This window comes from Pseudomonas fluorescens, assembly GCF_001708445.1.
In the GTDB taxonomy this organism is placed as follows: Bacteria; Pseudomonadota; Gammaproteobacteria; order Pseudomonadales; family Pseudomonadaceae; genus Aquipseudomonas; species Aquipseudomonas gorinensis.
Map to the genome: position 1 here is coordinate 2,997,907 of NZ_CP015637.1, position 18,851 is coordinate 3,016,757.

General features: G+C 61.1%; 15 protein-coding genes. 5 read left to right on the top strand and 10 right to left on the bottom strand.

The features are described from left to right. Positions 1 to 260: 260 nt before the first annotated feature. The 5 genes from A7317_RS13295 to A7317_RS13315 are packed head-to-tail and all read right to left on the bottom strand — an operon-like array spanning position 261 to position 5,822. Entirely contained in the window at positions 261 to 1,034 is a 774-nt protein-coding gene (locus A7317_RS13295) for an enoyl-CoA hydratase (RefSeq protein ID WP_069076019.1), read from the bottom strand. An 11-nt stretch (positions 1,035 to 1,045) separates the two neighbouring features. Next, complete coding sequence (locus A7317_RS13300) at positions 1,046 to 2,173, bottom strand: acyl-CoA dehydrogenase (protein WP_069076020.1); 1,128 nt, start codon at positions 2,171 to 2,173, stop codon at positions 1,046 to 1,048. A 12-nt stretch (positions 2,174 to 2,185) separates the two neighbouring features. Then, entirely contained in the window at positions 2,186 to 3,370 is a 1,185-nt protein-coding gene (locus tag A7317_RS13305; protein ID WP_069076021.1) for an acetyl-CoA C-acyltransferase, read from the bottom strand. A gap of 12 nt (positions 3,371 to 3,382) precedes the next feature. After that, positions 3,383 to 4,150: an SDR family NAD(P)-dependent oxidoreductase gene (locus tag A7317_RS13310; RefSeq protein WP_024075389.1), complete on the bottom strand. Its 768-nt coding sequence runs from the start codon at positions 4,148 to 4,150 to the stop codon at positions 3,383 to 3,385. 22 nt (positions 4,151 to 4,172) lie between these two features. Continuing rightward, positions 4,173 to 5,822, bottom strand: a complete 1,650-nt coding sequence (locus tag A7317_RS13315; RefSeq protein WP_024075388.1) for an AMP-binding protein — start codon at positions 5,820 to 5,822, stop codon at positions 4,173 to 4,175. Positions 5,823 to 6,052: 230 nt separating this feature from the next. Here A7317_RS13315 and A7317_RS13320 point away from each other — a divergent pair, with 230 nt between their 5' ends. The 4 genes from A7317_RS13320 to A7317_RS13335 all read left to right on the top strand — a co-directional run bounded on the left by A7317_RS13320 (position 6,053) and on the right by A7317_RS13335 (position 11,387). Further along, on the top strand, positions 6,053 to 6,946 hold the full coding sequence (locus A7317_RS13320; protein WP_024075386.1) for a bestrophin family protein: 894 nt from the start codon (positions 6,053 to 6,055) through the stop codon (positions 6,944 to 6,946). A gap of 76 nt (positions 6,947 to 7,022) precedes the next feature. Then, on the top strand, positions 7,023 to 8,081 hold the full coding sequence (locus A7317_RS13325; protein WP_024075385.1) for a tetratricopeptide repeat protein: 1,059 nt from the start codon (positions 7,023 to 7,025) through the stop codon (positions 8,079 to 8,081). Positions 8,082 to 8,217: 136 nt separating this feature from the next. Beyond that, positions 8,218 to 9,717: an ATPase domain-containing protein gene (locus A7317_RS13330; protein ID WP_069077398.1), complete on the top strand. Its 1,500-nt coding sequence runs from the start codon at positions 8,218 to 8,220 to the stop codon at positions 9,715 to 9,717. After that, entirely contained in the window at positions 9,717 to 11,387 is a 1,671-nt protein-coding gene (locus A7317_RS13335; protein WP_024075383.1) for an ATP-binding protein, read from the top strand. Before A7317_RS13330 ends, A7317_RS13335 begins: the two co-directional genes overlap by 1 nt. A gap of 89 nt (positions 11,388 to 11,476) precedes the next feature. Here the strand turns inward: A7317_RS13335 and A7317_RS13340 are convergent, their stop codons facing one another. The 5 genes from A7317_RS13340 to A7317_RS13360 all read right to left on the bottom strand — a co-directional run bounded on the left by A7317_RS13340 (position 11,477) and on the right by A7317_RS13360 (position 18,044). Then, the gene (locus A7317_RS13340; protein WP_003217591.1) at positions 11,477 to 11,854 is read right to left on the bottom strand and encodes a response regulator; all 378 of its coding nucleotides are present in this window, start codon (positions 11,852 to 11,854) and stop codon (positions 11,477 to 11,479) included. A gap of 78 nt (positions 11,855 to 11,932) precedes the next feature. Further along, complete coding sequence (locus A7317_RS13345; protein WP_024075382.1) at positions 11,933 to 13,126, bottom strand: hybrid sensor histidine kinase/response regulator; 1,194 nt, start codon at positions 13,124 to 13,126, stop codon at positions 11,933 to 11,935. After that, on the bottom strand, positions 13,120 to 13,719 hold the full coding sequence (locus A7317_RS13350) for a chemotaxis protein CheB (protein ID WP_024075381.1): 600 nt from the start codon (positions 13,717 to 13,719) through the stop codon (positions 13,120 to 13,122). Before A7317_RS13350 ends, A7317_RS13345 begins: the two co-directional genes overlap by 7 nt. Then, a complete protein-coding gene (locus A7317_RS13355; RefSeq protein WP_024075380.1) occupies positions 13,716 to 14,546 on the bottom strand; it encodes a CheR family methyltransferase in 831 nt (276 codons plus the stop codon). Before A7317_RS13355 ends, A7317_RS13350 begins: the two co-directional genes overlap by 4 nt. Next, on the bottom strand, positions 14,547 to 18,044 hold the full coding sequence (locus tag A7317_RS13360; RefSeq protein ID WP_069076022.1) for a response regulator: 3,498 nt from the start codon (positions 18,042 to 18,044) through the stop codon (positions 14,547 to 14,549). Between the two features lie 297 nt (positions 18,045 to 18,341). Between A7317_RS13360 and A7317_RS13365 the strand changes: the two genes are divergently transcribed. Further along, positions 18,342 to 18,707, top strand: a complete 366-nt coding sequence (locus A7317_RS13365; protein ID WP_155766399.1) for a response regulator — start codon at positions 18,342 to 18,344, stop codon at positions 18,705 to 18,707. The last annotated feature ends 144 nt before the right edge of the window (positions 18,708 to 18,851 follow it).

Below are 18,851 nucleotides of genomic sequence, written 5' to 3' on the forward strand. Positions count from 1 at the left end.
TGATGCGGCAAGTCGGCTTGATATGGTGAGCAGGCTTGTTGTGGCGAGCGGGCTTGCCCCGCGTTGGGGCGCGAAGCGGCCCCAAAACCTGACGATTTAATAGGCCTGAATAAACGCGAGGGCCTTATTGGGGCTGCTTCGCAGCCCAACGCGGGGCAAGCCCGCTCGCCACAACAGGCCCACTTGCCACCAAGCCCGCTCGCCACTAGGCCCGCTCGTCACAACAAGTCCATTTGAACCCCGGTGTTCCGGATACCGGGTTATTTATCCTTGAACGCTGGCGCGCGCTTGGCCACGAACGCCGCCATCCCTTCCTTCTGATCCTGGGTGGCGAACGCTGCGTGGAACACCCGACGCTCAAAGCGCACGCCTTCCGACAGGCTGACTTCAAACGCGCGGTTCACGCTTTCCTTGACCATCATGCTGATCGGTACCGACTTGCTGGCGATCAGGGTGGCGACTTTCAGCGCTTCGTCCAGCAGTTCATCGGCTGGCACGATACGCGCGACAATCCCGCATCGCTCCGCTTCCACCGCGTCGATGAAGCGCCCGGTCAGGCACATTTCCATGGCCTTGGCCTTGCCCACCGCGCGGGTCAGGCGCTGGGTTCCGCCCATACCCGGCAGGACGCCAAGGTTGATTTCCGGCTGGCCGAACTTGGCAGTGTCGCCGGCGAGGATAAAGTCGCACATCAGCGCCAGCTCACAGCCGCCGCCGAGGGCGAAGCCGTTGACTGCGGCGATGATCGGCTTGCGGCGGTTGGCCACGCGGTCGCTGTCGCTGAACAGGTCATCGAGGTAGATCCGGGGGTAAGTCAGCTCGGCCATTTCCTTGATGTCGGCACCGGCCGCGAAGGCTTTCTTCGAGCCGGTGAGCACGATGCAGCCGATTTCCGGATTGGCTTCCAGGCTGTCGAGCGCCAGGTTCAGCTCACTGACCAGTTGCGCGTTCAGCGCGTTCAGGGCTTGCGGGCGGTTGAGGGTGATCAGTCCGACACGGCCCTGGACTTCGAGCAGGATGGTTTCGTAACTCATGTTTCGGCTCCTTAAAGATTGCGTGAAATGACCATGCGCTGGATATCGCTGGTGCCTTCGTAGATCTGGCAGACCCGCACATCGCGGTAGATCCGCTCCAGGGGGAAGTCGCTCAGGTAACCGTAACCGCCCAAGGTTTGCAAGGCGGCCGAACAGACTTTCTCGGCCATTTCCGAAGCGAACAGCTTGGCCATGGACGCCTCGACCAAGGCCGGTTTGCCGCTGTCACGCAGGGCTGCGGCGTAATGCACCATCTGACGGGCAACCGCGATTTGCGTGGCCATGTCCGCCAGGCGGAACGCCACGGCCTGGTGTTCGATCAAGGCTTTGCCAAAGCTTTCGCGTTCACGGGCATAGTCGCGCGCCGCTTCGAACGCTGCGCGGGCCATGCCCACTGATTGCGAGGCAATACCGACGCGACCGCCCTCAAGGTTGGCCAGGGCGATACGGTAGCCTTCGCCCTCCTCGCCCAGGCGATTCGCCACCGGCACCTTCACATCCTCAAACAGGATCTGGCAGGTGTCGGAGGCATGCTGCCCCAACTTGTCTTCAACCCGCGCCACGGTGTAGCCCGGTGAATTCGTCGGCACGATGAATGCGCTGATCCCGCGCTTGCCCGCGGCGGGGTCGGTGACCGCAAACACGATCACGATCCCGGCGTTTTGCCCGGAGGTGATGAACTGTTTGCAGCCGTTCAACACGTAATGGTCGCCTTCCAGGCGCGCCCGGGTTTTCAGGCTGCTGGCATCGGAGCCCGCTTGGGGCTCGGTGAGTGCAAAGGCGCCGAGCATGGCGCCGCTGGCCAGGGGTTTGAGGAATTGTTCTTTCTGCTGATCGTTGCCGAACGTAAGAATCGGCACGCAACCGACGGAGTTGTGCACGCTCATGATGGTCGAGCAGGCGCCGTCACCTACGGCGATTTCTTCCAGGGCCATGGCATAGGCCAGGTAGCCGGTGTCGCAACCGCCCCATTGTTCCGGCACCAGCATGCCGAAAAAGCCCAATTCGGCCATTTCGCCGATGGCTTCCTTGGGAAAGCGGTGCTCGCGGTCCCATTCGGCGGCGAACGGTTTCAGGCGTTCCTGGGCAAATTGCCGGGCCGCGTCACTGATTTGCAGCTGTTCGTCATTCGGGAGCATGGTGCAGAGTCCTTAATACAGGCATTCGACGGCCATGGCCGTGGCTTCACCACCGCCGATGCAAATGGCGGCAACGCCACGCTTGAGGCCTTTTTGGCGCAGGGCCGAAAGCAGCGTCACCAGGATCCGCGCGCCGGAGGCACCAATCGGGTGGCCCAGGGCGCAGGCGCCGCCATGGATATTGACCTTGTCGTGGGGAATCTCCAGCTTGCTCATGGTGACCAGGCTGACCACGGCAAAGGCCTCGTTGATTTCAAACAGGTCCACGTCGCCCAGGTTCCAGCCGGTCTTGCTCATCAGCTTGCGAATCGCCCCCACTGGCGCCACCGGGAACAGGCCCGGCTCGTCGGCAAACGCCGCATGCCCGTGGATCACCGCCAACGGCTTGAGCCCGCGCTTGTGCGCCTCGGACTCACGCATCAGCAGCAACGCCGCCGCGCCATCGGAAATCGAACTGGAGTTGGCCGCAGTGACGGTGCCGCCTTCGCGGAAGGCCGGCTTCAGGCTGGCGATCTTGTCCAGCTTGGCCTTGGGGGGTTGCTCGTCGTGCAGGATGGTCTTCTGCTCTTTGCCCACGGTGACCTGCACCGGGACGATCTCGGCGGTGAAGCAGCCTTGGGTGATGGCCTGCTGCGCACGGGTCAGGGAGGCAATGGCGAAGGCGTCCTGGGCTTCACGGGTAAAGCCGTTGTGCTCGGCGCAATCTTCGGCAAAGGTGCCCATCAGGCGGCCCTTGTCGTAGGCGTCTTCCAGGCCGTCGAGGAACATATGGTCGAGCACCTTGCCGTGGCCCATGCGGTAGCCGCTGCGGGCGCGGTCCAGCAGGTACGGTGCGTTGGACATGCTTTCCATGCCGCCGGCAACCACCACGTCGACGCTGCCCGCCAACAGCGAGTCATGGGCCAGGATGGTCGCTTCCATGCCCGAACCACACATCTTGTTGAGGGTGGTACAGCGCGTGGCCTTGTCCAGCCCGGCGCCGAGGGCCGCCTGGCGCGCAGGTGCCTGGCCGAGGCCGGCCGGCAGTACACAGCCGAACAACACCTCATCCACGGCATCGTTGGCGATACCGGCGCGCTCGACCACCGCGCGAATCGCGGCAGCGCCCAGTTGCGGCGCGGTCAGGCCCTTAAGGTCGCCCTGGAACCCGCCCATGGGCGTACGCGCGGCACTGACAATCACGATGGGATCATTCATGACGCATCCTCCTCACTTGGCTGCCATGCGCAAGGCACCGTCGAGACGGATCACCTCGCCATTGAGCATGCTGTTTTCGATGATGTGCCGCACCAACGCGGCGTACTCGGCAGGTTTGCCCAGGCGTGGCGGGAATGGCACGCCGGCGGCGAGAGAATCGCGGACTTCCGGGGTCATGCCCGCCATCATTGGCGTTTCGAAGATGCCCGGGGCGATGGTCATCACGCGAATGCCGAATCGCGCCAGTTCCCGTGCCGCCGGCAGGGTCAGGCTGGCGATCGCGCCTTTGGAAGCCGCATACGCCGCCTGGCCGATCTGCCCGTCAAACGCTGCGACCGACGCGGTGTTGATGATCACCCCGCGTTCGCCCTCGGCATTGGCTTCGGTTTCGGCGATGGCCGCCGCGGCCAGGCGCAGCAGGTTGAAGCTGCCGATCAGGTTGACGTTGATCACCTGGGCGAAGCTGGCCAACGCGTGGGGACCGTTCTTGCCGAGGATTTTCTCGCCACGCACCACGCCGGCGCAGTTAACCAGGCCATGCAGACCACCAAAGGCAGCCACGGCGGCCTTTACGGCGGCTTCGGCGGCGGCTTCCTGGCTGATATCCGCCACGGCGCTGCGGGCGTTGTCACCCAGTTGCCGGGCCTTGGCGGCGACGGCTTCGGCGTTCAGGTCCACCAGCATGACCTTGGCACCGGCCGCGATCAGCATCTCGGCCGTGGCCGCGCCGAGGCCCGAAGCGCCGCCGCTGACCAGAAAAACCTTGTTTTCAATCTGCATCATTGTTTCCTTGAGAGGTGGATCACGCCAACGCCGCTTGGGCCTTGGCGATTTCCTGGTTACGCAAGATAAAACGTTGCAGCTTGCCGCTCGGAGTCTTGGGCAAGTCGCTGACAAATTCGATTTCCCGCGGGTAGGCATGCGCGGCCAGGCGCTTGCGCACATGCAGACGCAGCTCTTCGGCCAGCTCCGGGGTCGCTCGGTATTGCTCGTTGATCACCACAAAGGCTTTCACCAGCTCGGTGCGCTCCGGGTCGGGCTTGCCGACCACGGCGGCTTCGACCACGGCCGGGTGTTCAACCAGCGCGCTTTCCACGTCGAAGGGGCCGACCCGATAGCCGGAGGTGGTGATCACATCATCACTGCGCCCCACAAAGCTGATGCTGCCGTCCGGGTTCAATTCGACCGTGTCGCCACTGAGGTAGTACTTACCGACGAACGCCTTGGTCTTCACCCCGTCGTAGCCGGCGAACCAGCACATCGGCGATTGCTCGCGGTCAATGGCGAGAATGCCCGGTTGGCCGGCGGGCAGCTCCTGGTAATCGTCATCCAGCACCACGATGCGATGCCCCGGCGAAGCAAACCCAGCCGAGCCGATGTGTACCGGATGCGCCAGGCCATGATGGTTGCACAGCACCATGCCCAGTTCAGTCTGGCCGTAGTGGTCGTGGATGGTGACGCCCAGGTTGTCGGCAAACCAGCGGATCACTTCCGGGTTCAACGGTTCGCCGGCGCTGCTGACAATACGCAGCTTGCCCTTGATCGAACGGGCGAACTGCTCGCCCCCGGCAATCAACAGGCGATAGGCCGTCGGCGAACCGGTGAGGTTGGTGATCCCGTATTTATTGATGACCCGGCAGGTGCTTTCCAGGGTGAACGGGCCGTCGTAGAAGGTGATCGGATGGCCCATGGACAACGGCCCGGTCACGCCGAAATAGATGCCGTAGGCCCAGCCCGGGTCGGCGACGTTCCAGAACGCGTCTTCAGGACGCAGGTCGACCGCATCACGGGTATAGCTCTGGAACGCAACGATGGCCTTGAGCGGTACCGACAAGGCTTTCGATGGCCCGGTGGTGCCCGAGGTGAACATCAGCAGGAACGGCTCTTCGGCGTCCAGCAGCACCGGCTCGCAGAGCTTGGAATAGTTGGGCAACTCGGCCCAGAAGCTGAAATCGCCCCGTACCAGACCTTCACCTTTAGGGCCGGTGACCGTGACGATGGTCGGGCAGCCCTGAACCTCCGCGAGCTTGGGCCGATTCACCGCATCGGTGACCACCAGGGCAGCGCCGGAACTGTTCAAGCGGTGTTCAATGGCCTTGGGGCCAAAGGCCGTAAACAGCGGTTGATAGACCGCACCGATACGCCAGGTGGCGAACACCACCACCAGCAACTCGGCGGTGCGTGGCAACAGGCCGGCGACCTTGTCGCCACGCTTGACGCCCTGAGCCAGCAGGAAGTTGGCGAAGCGTGCCGCCTGGTCCTGCAACTCGCTGAAGGTGGACGTGGCGCTACGCCCGTCCTTGCCCTCCCAGAACAACGCGATACGCCCCGGCAAGGCATGGCGGTCGCAACATTCAACACAGGCATTCAGGCCCTGCAGGTTGCCAGCCAAGGCGGCATCTACGGTGTGCTGGTAATCAAACTCGGTGGTGGCAGCCAAATACTCACGCATCGCTTTAAATCCTTCTGTATTTTTATTTTCAGGACGTAAACGGAACCCGTGAAATAGTCGCTCTAGAGCGTTGCAGCAGCAATGGTCAAAGCCATCAACCTGGCTGACTGGTTTGGCCAATGTCCTTTCATCATAGACCCCACCGATCAGCCGGTCGGCCCAAGCGATTGGACGGTTCGCCCGCCAGCTTCTAACCTGATGGCCTGCGCCACCTAAGAAGCCCCCTTGCGATGATCGTTCGCCCCAAACCCAACCTCCTGGGCATCCTGTTTTCCCTCAAGGGCTCGATTGCCAAGCGCATCGCCCTGCGCAGCCTGCTGGTGACATTGCTGGCCTCGGTGATCGTGCTGGTGGAAACCCTGCACCCCGCCTATTTCTCCAAGGTCAACGCCACGCCGTTCACGCTGCTGGGGCTGTCGCTATCGATCTTCATGAGCTTTCGCAACAACGCCTGCTACGACCGCTGGTGGGAAGGTCGCAAGCAGTTGGGGCAGATGCTCATTGATGTGCGCTCGTTGATACGTGAAACCCAGGTGCTCGGCGACCCACTGGAACGGGCAAGCCTGTTGCGCGGCTTGTGCGGTTTTGCCCACGGTTTGATCGCGCGCCTGCGCCTGGAGGATGAAGCCCAGGCGATCAAGCCCTGGATCGGGGTGCCGGCGGCCCATCCCAATCTTCCCGACCAGGTCCTGCAACAGCTGGGCGCGCGGTTTTCCACGCTGGCCGAACACGGCGTGATCAGTGAATGGCGCTACACCCAGCTCGAAACCCGCCTGGTCAGCCTCTGCCAGGTACAGGCTTCCTGCGAGCGGATCAAGGCCACGCCCCTGCCCTTTCCCTACACGCTGCTGCTGCATCGCACCATTTACCTGTTCTGCATTCTCTTGCCATTCGCCATGGCCGAACCGCTGGGCTGGCTGACGCCGGTGTTCACCGCCATCGTCAGCTACACCTTCTTCGGCCTGGATGAAATCGGTGACGACCTGGAAGACCCGTTCGGCTTCGACGAGAACGACCTGCCCTGCAACGCCATCGTGCGCACCCTGGAGCGAGAGGTCCTCGCCGCCCTCGGTGCAACCGACCTTCCCCCTGCCCTGGAGCCGGTGGACTACGTGCTGACCTGATGCCGGTTTGACACTCGCCCTGGTCTGACCGAAGCTGAGCGCTTTGTAATAGCTGCCCAAGCTTTCGGACGCCTGCATGTCAAAGTCACGCCGTTACTCCATCGTCGGCCTGTGCGCCCTGTTGTTGATTGTGCTGATCACCTGGTATTTCTCACGCGCCACCCCGGTCGCGGTGCCCCCTGCCATCGCCCACGGTTATTCCAAGGCCCTGAAACAGGCGCACAACGGCGAACCGGGGGCGGCCCGCGTGCTGTATCAGCAGTTGGCCCGGCCAGACCTGTCCGACGAACGTCGCGCCGCGCTGCATGCCGAATTGCCCAACTACCCCAGCCCCCAGGCCTTGAAATTGGCCGACAAGGACCTCGCCAATGAATCGCCACGGGTTCGTGAGGCGGCGATTCGCAGCATTGTCGGCCTGGTGCCCACCGGCCAGCGCACCCTGTTGCTCGGGCCACTCCTGGAGGACGCCGAGCAAAGCGTGCGCTTTGCCGCCGCCAACGCCTTGCTGGGGCTCTCGCCGGACACCCTGGGCCTGTATTTCGGGCCATTGCAGCAAGTGCTCGATGAATTCGTGAAAACGCTCAAGGCTCAGCCTGAAACGGCTGAAAGCTGGATTCAACTGGCGCGGCTGTACATCCACAGCGCGTTGCTGCCGGAGGCACAAAACGCCCTGGAACAGGCGATGCGCTTGCAGCCGGACAACCTGCAGGCCGTAGTCGCGCAAATTGAGCTGCTGGACAAACAAGGCAAGACCGACGAATCGCGCCAGTTGCTGGCTCGCCAATTGGCGGCGCACCCTGAGTCCGCCTACCTGCAACACGCCCTGGGCATGTGGCTGCTGCACCACGGCGAGCGCCCTTATGCGCTGCTCGGCCTGTCCAAGGCCGTGGAGCTGGAACCCGACAATCAGGATTACCGCTACGACCTCGCCACCACCCTGCATGCCCAGCAGGAGCTCGAGGCCGCCCAGCGCCAGTTGGAAGAAATCATCCAGCGCCACCCTGCCAACCGCAAGGCGCGGGTGTTGCTGGTCAATTACTGGAAGGAAAGCGGCCAATTGCAAAATGTGCAGGTACTGCTGGCCCAACTTGAGCAACAGAACCCAGACGACCCGGCCTTGCAACAAGGTCTTTGATACCAGGCCTGCATAAACCTGCGAAACGGACAAACTAATACAATGGGTTGAACCGCCACACGCCACCACGGTCAAGAGTTTATGGCGCGCCCTGAGGCGGCGCCCCTTCTACTTGTACGTGACCCGAGGGCACTTCTTGTCTACATCCAAAGAGCTGTTCAGTGAAAAGGCGGCCACCGGTATCGAAGGTCTTGATGACATTCTTTCCGGGGGACTCTCACGCAGCCATCTGTTCTTGCTGGAAGGCGAACCCGGCACCGGCAAAACCACCGTGGCGCTGCACTTCCTGCAAGCGGGGGCACACAACGGCGAGCGGTGTTTGTATATCACCCTGTCAGAGACCGAGCGCGAGTTGCGCCAGGGCGCCAAATCCCATGGGTGGGAACTCGACGACCATATCCATATCTTCGAACTGACCCCGCCGGAAAGCCTGCTCAACGCCGAGCACCAGCAGAGCCTGCTGTATTCCTCCGACCTTGAACTGGGGGAAGCCACCCGGCAGATTTTTGAAGTGGTCGAGCGAGTCAAGCCGACCCGCGTAGTCATCGACAGCCTGTCGGAGATCCGGCTCCTGGCACAAAGCTCGCTGCGCTATCGCCGGCAGATCCTGGCGATCAAGCATTACTTCGTACGCTATGACGCCACGGTGCTGCTGCTGGATGACCTGACCACCGAATCCCTGGATAAAACCGTACACAGCGTGGCCCACGGCGTGATTCGCCTGGAAGAGCTGACGCCCACCTATGGCGCTGAGCGGCGCCGTATACGCGTGGTGAAGTACCGTGGCCAGAAATACCGAGGTGGCTTCCACGATTTCACCATCATGGGCGATGGCATCCACGTGTTCCCGCGCCTGGTGGCAGCCGAACATCGCGGTGGCTACATCCGCGAGACCTTGAGCAGCGGTATTGCGGAGATGGATGCGTTGATGGGCGGCGGCGTGGAAACCGGCTCCAGCAGCTTGATCCTCGGCCCTGCTGGGACCGGCAAGTCATTGATCTCGATGATCTTCGCCGCCGCGGCGGTCGCACGTGGCGAAAAAGCCGCACTGTTCATCTTCGATGAAGAGCTGGGGCTATTGTTCGAACGCATGAAAAACATGGGCATCGACCTCGCCGCGATGCAAGCCACCGGCAACCTGCTGATCGAGCAGGTCGACGCAGCGGAGCTGTCGCCGGGCGAGTTTTCGCACCGCGTGCGCCGCTGCGTGGATGAACGTGGCATCAAAACCGTGGTCATCGACAGCATCAACGGCTATCAGGCTGCCATGCCGGAAGAAAACGCGCTGATCCTGCATATGCATGAACTGCTGCTGTACCTCAACCGCCGGGGCGCCGCCACGTTCATGACCGTCGCTCAACACGGGCTGGTCGGCGATATGCAGACCCCCGTGGACATCACCTACCTGGCCGACACGGTCATTCTGCTGCGTTACTTCGAAGCATTGGGCAAAGTGCGTCGGGCCATCTCGATCATCAAGAAACGTACCGGCTCCCATGAATCGACGATCCGCGAATACCGTATCGGCAGCGGCGGCATGACCGTGGGCGAGCCCCTCGACAACTTCCAGGGTGTATTGCGCGGTATTCCGATCTTCACAGGCTCCGGCTCACCCTTGCTCAAGGAAGAGGGATAGTGAGCGGTTTTTCCCCCCTCTCCGAGCGCGCAATCATCCTCGCACCCTTGGGGCGCGATGGTTCTCTGGCGCTGATGATGCTCAACGAAGCCGGCTACAGCGGTATGGTAGCCAGCAACCTGAACATGCTCTGCGACGCCTTGGAGCACGGTGCCGGCCTGCTGGTGATCGCCGCTGAAGCCTTGCGCGGGGTCGACCTCGAACCGCTGCTGGATCACCTGCATCAGCAGCCGGCCTGGTCAGACCTGCCGATTGTGCTGATGACCCACCACGGCGGCAGCGAACAGAATGGCTCCTCGCACCTGAGCGGGTTGCTGGGCAACGTGACCTTCCTGGAGCGGCCTTTCCATCCGGTGACGCTGATCAGCCTGGTCAGCGCCGCCCTGCGTGGTCGACGCCGGCAATACGAAGCCCGCGACCGCCTGGTGGACCTGAGCGAAAGCGAACTGCGCCTGCAACGCACCCTGGAAACCCTCGAACAACAAGTCGAGGAACGCACGGCCCAACTGCGCAGCAACGAAGAGGCATTACGCCAATCGCAGAAAATGGAAGCGGTCGGACAGTTGACCGGCGGTATCGCCCATGACTTCAACAACATGCTGACGGGGATCATCGGCAGCCTGGAGCTGCTGCGAAGGCGCGTATCGCGGGGCAAGCTGGATGACCTCGATAGCCTGATTGATTTGGGGGTGACGTCCGCCAACCGCGCTGCCGGCCTCACCCATCGTTTGCTGGCGTTCTCGCGTCGCCAATCGCTGGATTCCAAACCGGTGGATATCAACCAACTGGTCGCTTCCATGGGAGAGTTATTGCAACGCAGCATCAACGAAAGCATCGACCTCGACATGCACCTGACTGATGGCTTATGGACCGCCGAAGCCGACCCCAATCAACTGGAAAGTGCTCTGCTCAACCTAGTGATCAACGCGCGGGATGCCATGCCCGGCGGCGGCAAACTGCTGGTTGACACCACCAACCGCCATCTGGACAGCGTTTTCACGGCGGCCTACGGCACCTTGAAGCCCGGCGACTATGTAGAACTCAGCATCAGTGATACCGGCTGCGGTATTCCGGAACACTTGATGGGCCGAGTCTTCGATCCGTTCTTCACCACCAAGCCCATTGGCCAGGGCACGGGCCTGGGGTTATCGATGATCTACGGCTTTGCCCGTCAGTCCCACGGCCATGTGACGATCCACAGCGAAGTGGGCAAAGGCACCACCGTCAGCCTGTTCCTGCCGCGCTTTGTGGGCGAGCTCACTGCGCTGGAGGCCGACAACCCGACGTTGCTGCCCTTTGCCAATGCGGGTGAAACGGTATTGATCGTGGAGGACGACCCGGCCGTACGCGTATTGGTCTGCGCGGTACTGAAGGAGCTGGGCTACGGCTTTGTCGAAGCGGGAGATGCCGACGCGGCACTGCCGATTATCGAGTCCGAACAACGCATTGACCTGATGATCAGCGACGTCGGCCTGCCCGGTATGAACGGGCGGCAGTTGGCAGAAATCGGTCGCCAGATACGCCCGGATCTCAAAGTGCTGTTCATCACCGGTTATGCCGAACACGCCGCCGTGCGCGGTGGTTTCCTCGACCCGGGAATGCAGTTGATCACCAAGCCATTCACCTTTGATCTGTTAACGGCGAAGGTCAGGGAGATGATTCAGGCGTGACGCGGGTGAACGGGCCGATCTAGGCGGCAATCCGTTGGTTCGATTTAAAGCAGTGTCCCCTCATGCGGACACTGTCGCCTTGGGCTGTTTCAAGCTAAAAGTCGCTGGATATGCTCTTGCAGCGTATCCAGGTCAAACGGCTTGGCCAAAATCGGCGCATTACGCGTGATCGGGCTATTACAGTCGAGGATTTCCTGCGGGTAGCCGCTGATAAAGATGACTTTCAACTCCGGCCGCAATTTGATCGCCGGCTCGGCGATCTGCACCCCGGAGATTCCCCCAGGCAGGCGATAATCTGTGACCATCAGGTCCAAGTGTGGCTTGGTTGCGAGGATTTCAAACGCCTGCTCCCCATCGATGGCCTTCAATACCCGGTAACCCAGGCCGGCCAGGTATTCACCCAGCACGAACATAATGGATTCGTCGTCTTCGACGATCAGTACGACATCTTGTGCATCTTCACTCATGGGAAGCCTTTGTTCGGTCATTTGCTGCAAATACGACCATAGGGTCATGCAGAGGTTGCGTCGAGGTGACGATTGATTTCACACCGGCGCATCCAGGGGCAGGCACACCCGGAACAGCGCGCCCTCGCCTATCTGGCTCTCGACTTCGATGGTGCCGCCGTGGGCCGCCACGATCTGCTCGGAAATAAACAGCCCCAGGCCCAGGCCCGCGGCTACATGGCTGGCGGATACGCGCTCGAACTGCTGGAAAATCCGCTTCTGGTTGTCTTCGCTGATCCCGATACCATGATCACGCACTTCCACCCGCGCCTCGCCGTGCACGGCATAGACGCGCACCTCCACCGGGCTCTTGGCCCCGTAGCGCAACGCATTGGTCAGCAGGTTGGAGACCACCTGCTCGATACGGAACTCGTCCCAGTTGCCCTCCACCGGCCCTTCGGCGTCCAGTTGCATCGACGACTCGGCGGCCGCCACCTGGGGGGCAAAGTTCTCCAGCAGGTTGCGTACCAATTGCGTCAAGTCAAAGCGTGCCGGGCGAATCGACAGCTTGCCGGTGCGGATACGCGACACATCGAGCATGTCTTCGATCAAGCGGATCAGGCTCTGGATCTGGCGCTCATCGCGGTCGACCATCGCGTGCATCTTGTCCAGGGTAAACGCGGCGGCGTTATCCCGCGCCAGGTGCATCTTGCGCAGTTGGGTTTCGAGGATCAGCCCGTTGAGCGGTGTACGAACCTCATGGGCAACGATCGACATAAAGTCATCGCGCATGCGCACGGCCTGTTCCAGTTCAGCCTGGGTGGCCTGCAGGCGCGTCAACAGCAGTTCCTGTTCGCGGCGACTGCGCTCAAGGGCTTCGACCTGCAGTTTCATCGCCTTGCTCTGGCGGTAGAGGTCGACGAACACATTGACTTTGCTCTTCACCGCATGGATGTCCAGGGGTTTGTGCAGGAAGTCCACGGCGCCACTTTCGTAGCCCTTGAAGGCGTAATTCAGTTCGCGGCCCGCGGCGCTGACGAACACAATCGGGATGTTCTTGGTTTTCTCGGTACCGCGCATCAGTTCGGCCAGCTCGAAACCGTTCATGCCGGGCATCTGTACATCGAGGATCGCCATGGCGAACTCATGCTCCAGCAACAACGACAAGGCCTCGTCGGCGCTCAAGGCCTTGAAGACCTGGCGATCCTCGCGCTTGATCAGCGCCTCGAGGGCCAGCAGGTTTTCCGGCAGATCGTCGACGATCAGCAGTTTGGCCTGGACAGTACTTAACATGGGGAAGATTCCAGGGAAGCCAGCAAGGAGGCAATGCGGCTCAAGGTCAGAATATGGTCGGGGGTGTGCAGGGCCAGGGCTGCCCGTGGCATCACCGCAATGCGTGCTTCGTCGGGGTCCTGTACAACCGTGGTGCCACCGCTGTGCTTGACCTGCATCAGGCCATGGGCGCCGTCCTGGTTGGCGCCGGTCAACAGAATCGCGAGCAGGCCCTTGCCATAGGTATCGGCGGCGGAGGCGAACAGGTAGTCGATGGCAGGCCGGGAATGATGTACCCGGTCTTCCTGGCTCAGGGACAGGCTGCGATCATGCTCCACCGACAAGTGATAGCCAGGGCCGGCGAAATACAAGGTGCCCGGCTCGATCGCTTCTTTGTCCTGGCCTTCCCGTACCGGGATGCGCAGGCGCCGTGAAAAAACCTCGGCCAACTGGCTGCGGCGCTCATCCGGCAGGTGCAGCACGGCGACGATCGGCAGACCGAAGGTGTCGGGCAAGTCACTGAAAATACTCAGCAACGCCTCGACCCCGCCAGCGGAAGCGCCGACGACGATGGCTTCAATCCCGCGAATCGGGTTGGCGGCGGCGTCGTTCATGATTTTCGGTAGATCCGTTCCTGCTTGACCAGGGGTTCGAATTGCTTGCTGTAGCCGGAAAATTCCAGGGTTTCCTTGCTGCCCAGCACCAGGAAGCCGCGATGGCACAGCGACTCATGAAACAATCCAAACGCCCTGTCTTGCAACTTTTTATTGAAATAAATCAGAACATTACGACATGAAATTAATTGAGTTTCTGAGAACACGCTATCGGTCGCCAGGCTATGGTCAGCGAAGGTCACATTCTCACGCAGCGTCTTGTCGAAGATCGCGTAATCGTAAGCCGCGGTGTAGTAGTCGGCAAATGAACGCTGCCCGCCAGCCTGCTGGTAGTTGGCAGTGTAGGCGCGGACATTCTCCAGAGAAAAGATCCCCTGCTTGGCTTTGTCCAGGGACGCCGGGTTGATATCGGTGGCGTAGATGATGGTGCGCTCCAGCAACCCTTCTTCACGCAGCAGGATCGCCATGGAGTACACCTCCTCCCCCGTGCTGCAGCCGGCGATCCAGATCTTGATCGACGGGTAGGTCTTGAGCAGCGGCACCACTTCCTGGCGGATCGCGAGGAAGTGCGACGGGTCGCGAAACATCTCGCTGACCGGAATCGTCAGGAATTGCAGCAATTGCATGAACGCCGCCGGGTCGTGCAGCACCCGCTCCTGCAGCGCCGAAATGGTCGCGCAGTCGAACTGGCGCAGGGCGTGAGCCACGCGGCGTTTTACCGACGCACCGGAATAGTCGCGAAAGTCATAGCTGTACTTGAGGTAAATCGCCTCGATCAGCAGGCGCAGCTCAATATCGCTGCTTTTTTCCAAAAAACTTCGCTCCACTTAAATGCGTTCCATCTTCGGTAGCCATACGCGGATCAGCGAGAACAGGCGATCCAGGTCAATCGGCTTGGCCAGGTAATCGTTGGAACCCGCCGCAAGGCAGCGCTCCTGATCGTCCTTCATGGCCTTGGCGGTGACGGCAATGATCGGCAGTTTTTTCCAGCGCGGGTCCTGGCGAATCAAGGTGGTGGCTTCGTAACCGTCCATCTCGGGCATCATCACATCCATCAGCACCAGGTCGATATCGTCGATCTCATTGAGTCTATCGATGGCTTCACGACCGTTACGCCCGATGACCACCACAGCCCCCTTGTGCTCCAAGGCACTGGTCAGGGCGAAAATGTTGCGCACATCGTCGTCCACCAACAGAATCTTGCGGCCTTCGAACACCTTGTCGCGGCTGCGGGCAGTCTTGAGCATCGTCTGGCGTTCATGGGACAGCTGGGATTCGACTTTGTGCAGAAAGAGTGTCACCTCGTCCAGCAGGCGCTCCGGGGAACGGGCGCCCTTGATGATGATCGAGCGCGAATACTTGCGCAGTTCGGTCTCTTCATCGCGGGTCAGGTTGCGCCCGGTGTAGACAATCACCGGCGGGAACGAGCAGATATCCTCGGTGGCCATGCGCTTGAGCAACTCGTTGCCGAGCATGTCGGGCAGCTTGAGGTCGATGATCATGCAGTCATAGACGTTGGCGCGCAGCAGGTCGAGGGCCTCCTGGGCAAAGCCGACGGCGGTGATTTCGATGTCATCGTCACCGATCAGGCGGGCAATGCTGTCGCGTTGCAGGTCATCGTCCTCCACCAGCAGCACGCGCTTGACCTTCTGGGTCAGCTTGGCTTCCAGGCGTGCAAACACGTCCTTGAGCTCTTCGCGGGTGGTGGGCTTGACCGCATAGCCGATGGCGCCCATATGCATGGCGGCTTCGACGCGGTCTTCCACGGAAATCACATGCACCGGGATATGCCGGGTATTGGCATGTTCCTTGAGGCGCTGCAACACGGTCAGGCCCGAATGATCCGGCAGGCGCATGTCGAGCAGGATGGCATCGGGGATGTATTCCTCGGCCAGGCTGTAGCCTTCGTCTGCGCCATGGGCCACCAGGCAGTGGTAACCCAACTCATGGGCCAGGTCGAACAGGATGCGGGCGAAGTTCGGCTCGTCTTCCACCACCAGGATGCAACGGGTGGTAAACGGGGCTTTCTCGCGATCGTCGGCAAACCGTGGGATCTGTTTGGCGTCCGCGATCGGCAAGGGTGATACCGCGATCGGCTTGGGCGCCGGGACCGCAACCACCTGGCGTGGCGGCTCGATAGGCGCCGCGTCTTCCTCACGCTCGATGTACTGCTCCGGCAACACCAGGGTAAATACGCTGCCCTTGCCCGGCTCGCTGGTCACGCTGATATAGCCGCCGAGCAAGGTGGCCAGGTCGCGGGAAATCGACAGCCCCAGGCCCGTACCGCCGTAACGGCGGTTGGTGGTGCCGTCGGCCTGGCGGAAGGCTTCGAAGATACTTTCCTGCTGGTCCGGGGCAATACCGATGCCCGAATCACGCACGGTAAAGGCAATGCCCTCCCCCGGCGCCCGGGAGACCGACAGGCTGACTTCACCTTGCTCGGTGAATTTGATGGCGTTGGACAGCAGGTTCTTGAGGATCTGCTCCAGGCGTTGGCGGTCGGTGAACAGCATGGTCGGCGAGCCTTCCAGCACTTCGACCTGGAACGCCAGCTTGCGATCGGCGGCGAGCGGTTCGAACATCCCGCGCAGGCCGTCGACCAGGCGCGCCACACTGGAGTTTTCCGGGCGCACCTCCAGTTTGCCGGCTTCCACCTTGGAAATATCCAGGATGTCGTTGATCAGATTGAGCAGGTCATTACCCGCCGAATAGATCGACTCGGCGAACTTGACCTGCTCGGCACTGAGGTTTTCCTGGGGGTTCTCGGCCAACAGCTTGGCCAGAATCAACGAGCTGTTCAGCGGCGTACGCAGCTCATGGGACATGTTGGCGAGGAACTCGGACTTGTACTTGCTGGAGCGCTGCAACTCTTCGGCGCGGTCCTCGAGTTCGAGCTGGGCCTGGTTGAGTTCGACGTTCTTGCGGTCCATGGCGTCGCGCTGCTCCGCCAGGGTCTGGGTCTGCTCGGCCAACTGCTCGTTGGTCTGCTCCAGTTCCGCCTGTTGGGTCTCAAGGTGGGCCTGGGACTCCTTGAGGATGCGCGACTGTTCTTCGAGTTCTTCGTTGGCGGTCTTGAGCTCTTCCTGTTGCACTTGCAGCTCTTCGTTGAGCTGCTGGGTCTCGGCCAGCACTTCCTGCAGGCGCTGGCGATAACGCGCGGCTTCGATGGAAGTGCCGATATTCCCGGCGATCAGCTCCAGCAAATCAACGTCACGCTCTTCCAGAGGGCGCAGGAAACCCAGTTCGATCACGCCGTTGACCCGGTCATCGTCGCTCGTCGGCATCACCATCACGCTGCGCGTGGCGCCTTCGCCCAGGCCGGAGCTGACCTTGAAGTAGTCCACTGGCACGTCGTCGAGGCGAATCAGGCGATCCAGTTGGGCAGCCTGCCCGACGATACCTTCGTCACTGTAGATCGACTGTTCCTGCTGCTCCTGCTCGCGGGAGAAGCCGTACGTGGCCACGCGCTTGAGGCCGCCGTGTTCTTCGCGCACATACAGCGCCGCGACGGCCGAGCCCATGTACTGGGCGAAGAACTGCAAGATATTGCGGCCCAGCATGTTCAAGGTCAGTTGGCCGAGGACCTGTTCGGCCAACTCGGTCTGGCCATTACGCAACCAGGCTTGCCGCTCGAGGCGCTGCGCGATCTTCTGTTGTGACGCGAGGTTTGCGCTGTAACTATCGGATAAGGAAAGTAAATTCTTACGACCGATGTAGGCCAGAAAGCCACTCAACCCGAGTACAAATGCCAGGTACAAGCTGACGCTGATGACCGTGGTACGGGTGACGTCTTCGTTGCGGGCGATACGGAACTGCTGCTCCATCGCCACCGCATCGTCGTATTCCTTGCGAATTTCATCGGTCAGGCGCTTGCCGCGGCCGGCCTTCACAGCGCTACGGTAATCACCGCTCTCACGCTGCATATCAATCATCGATTGGGCGTACTTGTTCCACTCGATCTGCAAGGCTTCCAAGCGCTTGAGGCGGTCCACCTGCTGGGGGTTGTCCGCCACCAGGTCCTGCAAATTGCGCAAATCGGCAATGATGCGGGGCTTGGCCACTTCATACGGGTCGAGGAAATGCTCGTCACCGGTGATCAGGAAACCGCGCATGCCGGTTTCCAGGTCGACGGTCAGCTTTGACGTCTCATTGAGGTTGTTGATGACCCGGTCGGTGTGCTCCACCCACTGGATTACCGACAGCAAATAAGTGATCAGGCAGACGAAAAATACCGCGCTGAGCACGCCCACGCCCAGGGGCAGCGCGACGTTTCGGCCCAGCAGTGTACGAAAGCTCTTTTCATCGACAGTCGACGCGGGAGTCATGGGCATGCCTTGGCCAATTCAGAAAAACGAGGAGTTTGCCCCAAAGTTGCGCGCGAACGCTATTTTTCTGTATTGATTCGGCTGCTTAAATATCAGGCTGCTTGGCTCCGGAACTCCTCGCGCTTTCTTCCTCACCCCAAGAAGCAAGGGGAACAGAACAACCCGACGGGACATTCTGCTCCACGAACGTCACAATGCCAGCAATTACTTTGGAACTTGCTGGCGTTGCTTCCACTCATTACTAAGTTGTCTTTTTGCCTTTCACGCTCAGCCCCTCACCTTTCAGGAATGTCTACTATGCCCACCGCCTCCACCATCCTTGTAGTCGAAGATGACGCCATCGTGCGCATGCTGATCGTCGATGTACTCGAAGAGTTGGAGTTCGCAGTGCTGGAGGCCGCTGATGCCGAAAAGGCGCTCGAAGTGGTTGAAGACACCCACCAGACGATTGATCTGATGATGACCGACATGGGCCTGCCGGGTATGGACGGCAAGCAACTGGCGGCCAAGGTCCGTGAGTTGCGTCCGACCTTGCCGATATTGTTCGCCAGTGGCTATGCCGAAAATATCGATGTGTCTACCGGTATGCAGGTGATCGCCAAGCCGTTCTCGATCGATCAGTTGCGCGACAAGGTCAAAGCGATGTTGCCGCCTGCCGCATGACCGCCCACTGTCAGCGCATGCTGCCCACCCTGGACGGCTGTCAGCGCCTGCGCAGCCTCTGACGTTGAATTTCTCATTTATTGATTCGATCGGCCAAGTCAACGGCGGCTGCACGCCTGATTTCGTGCTTTTAACGTGACGTTC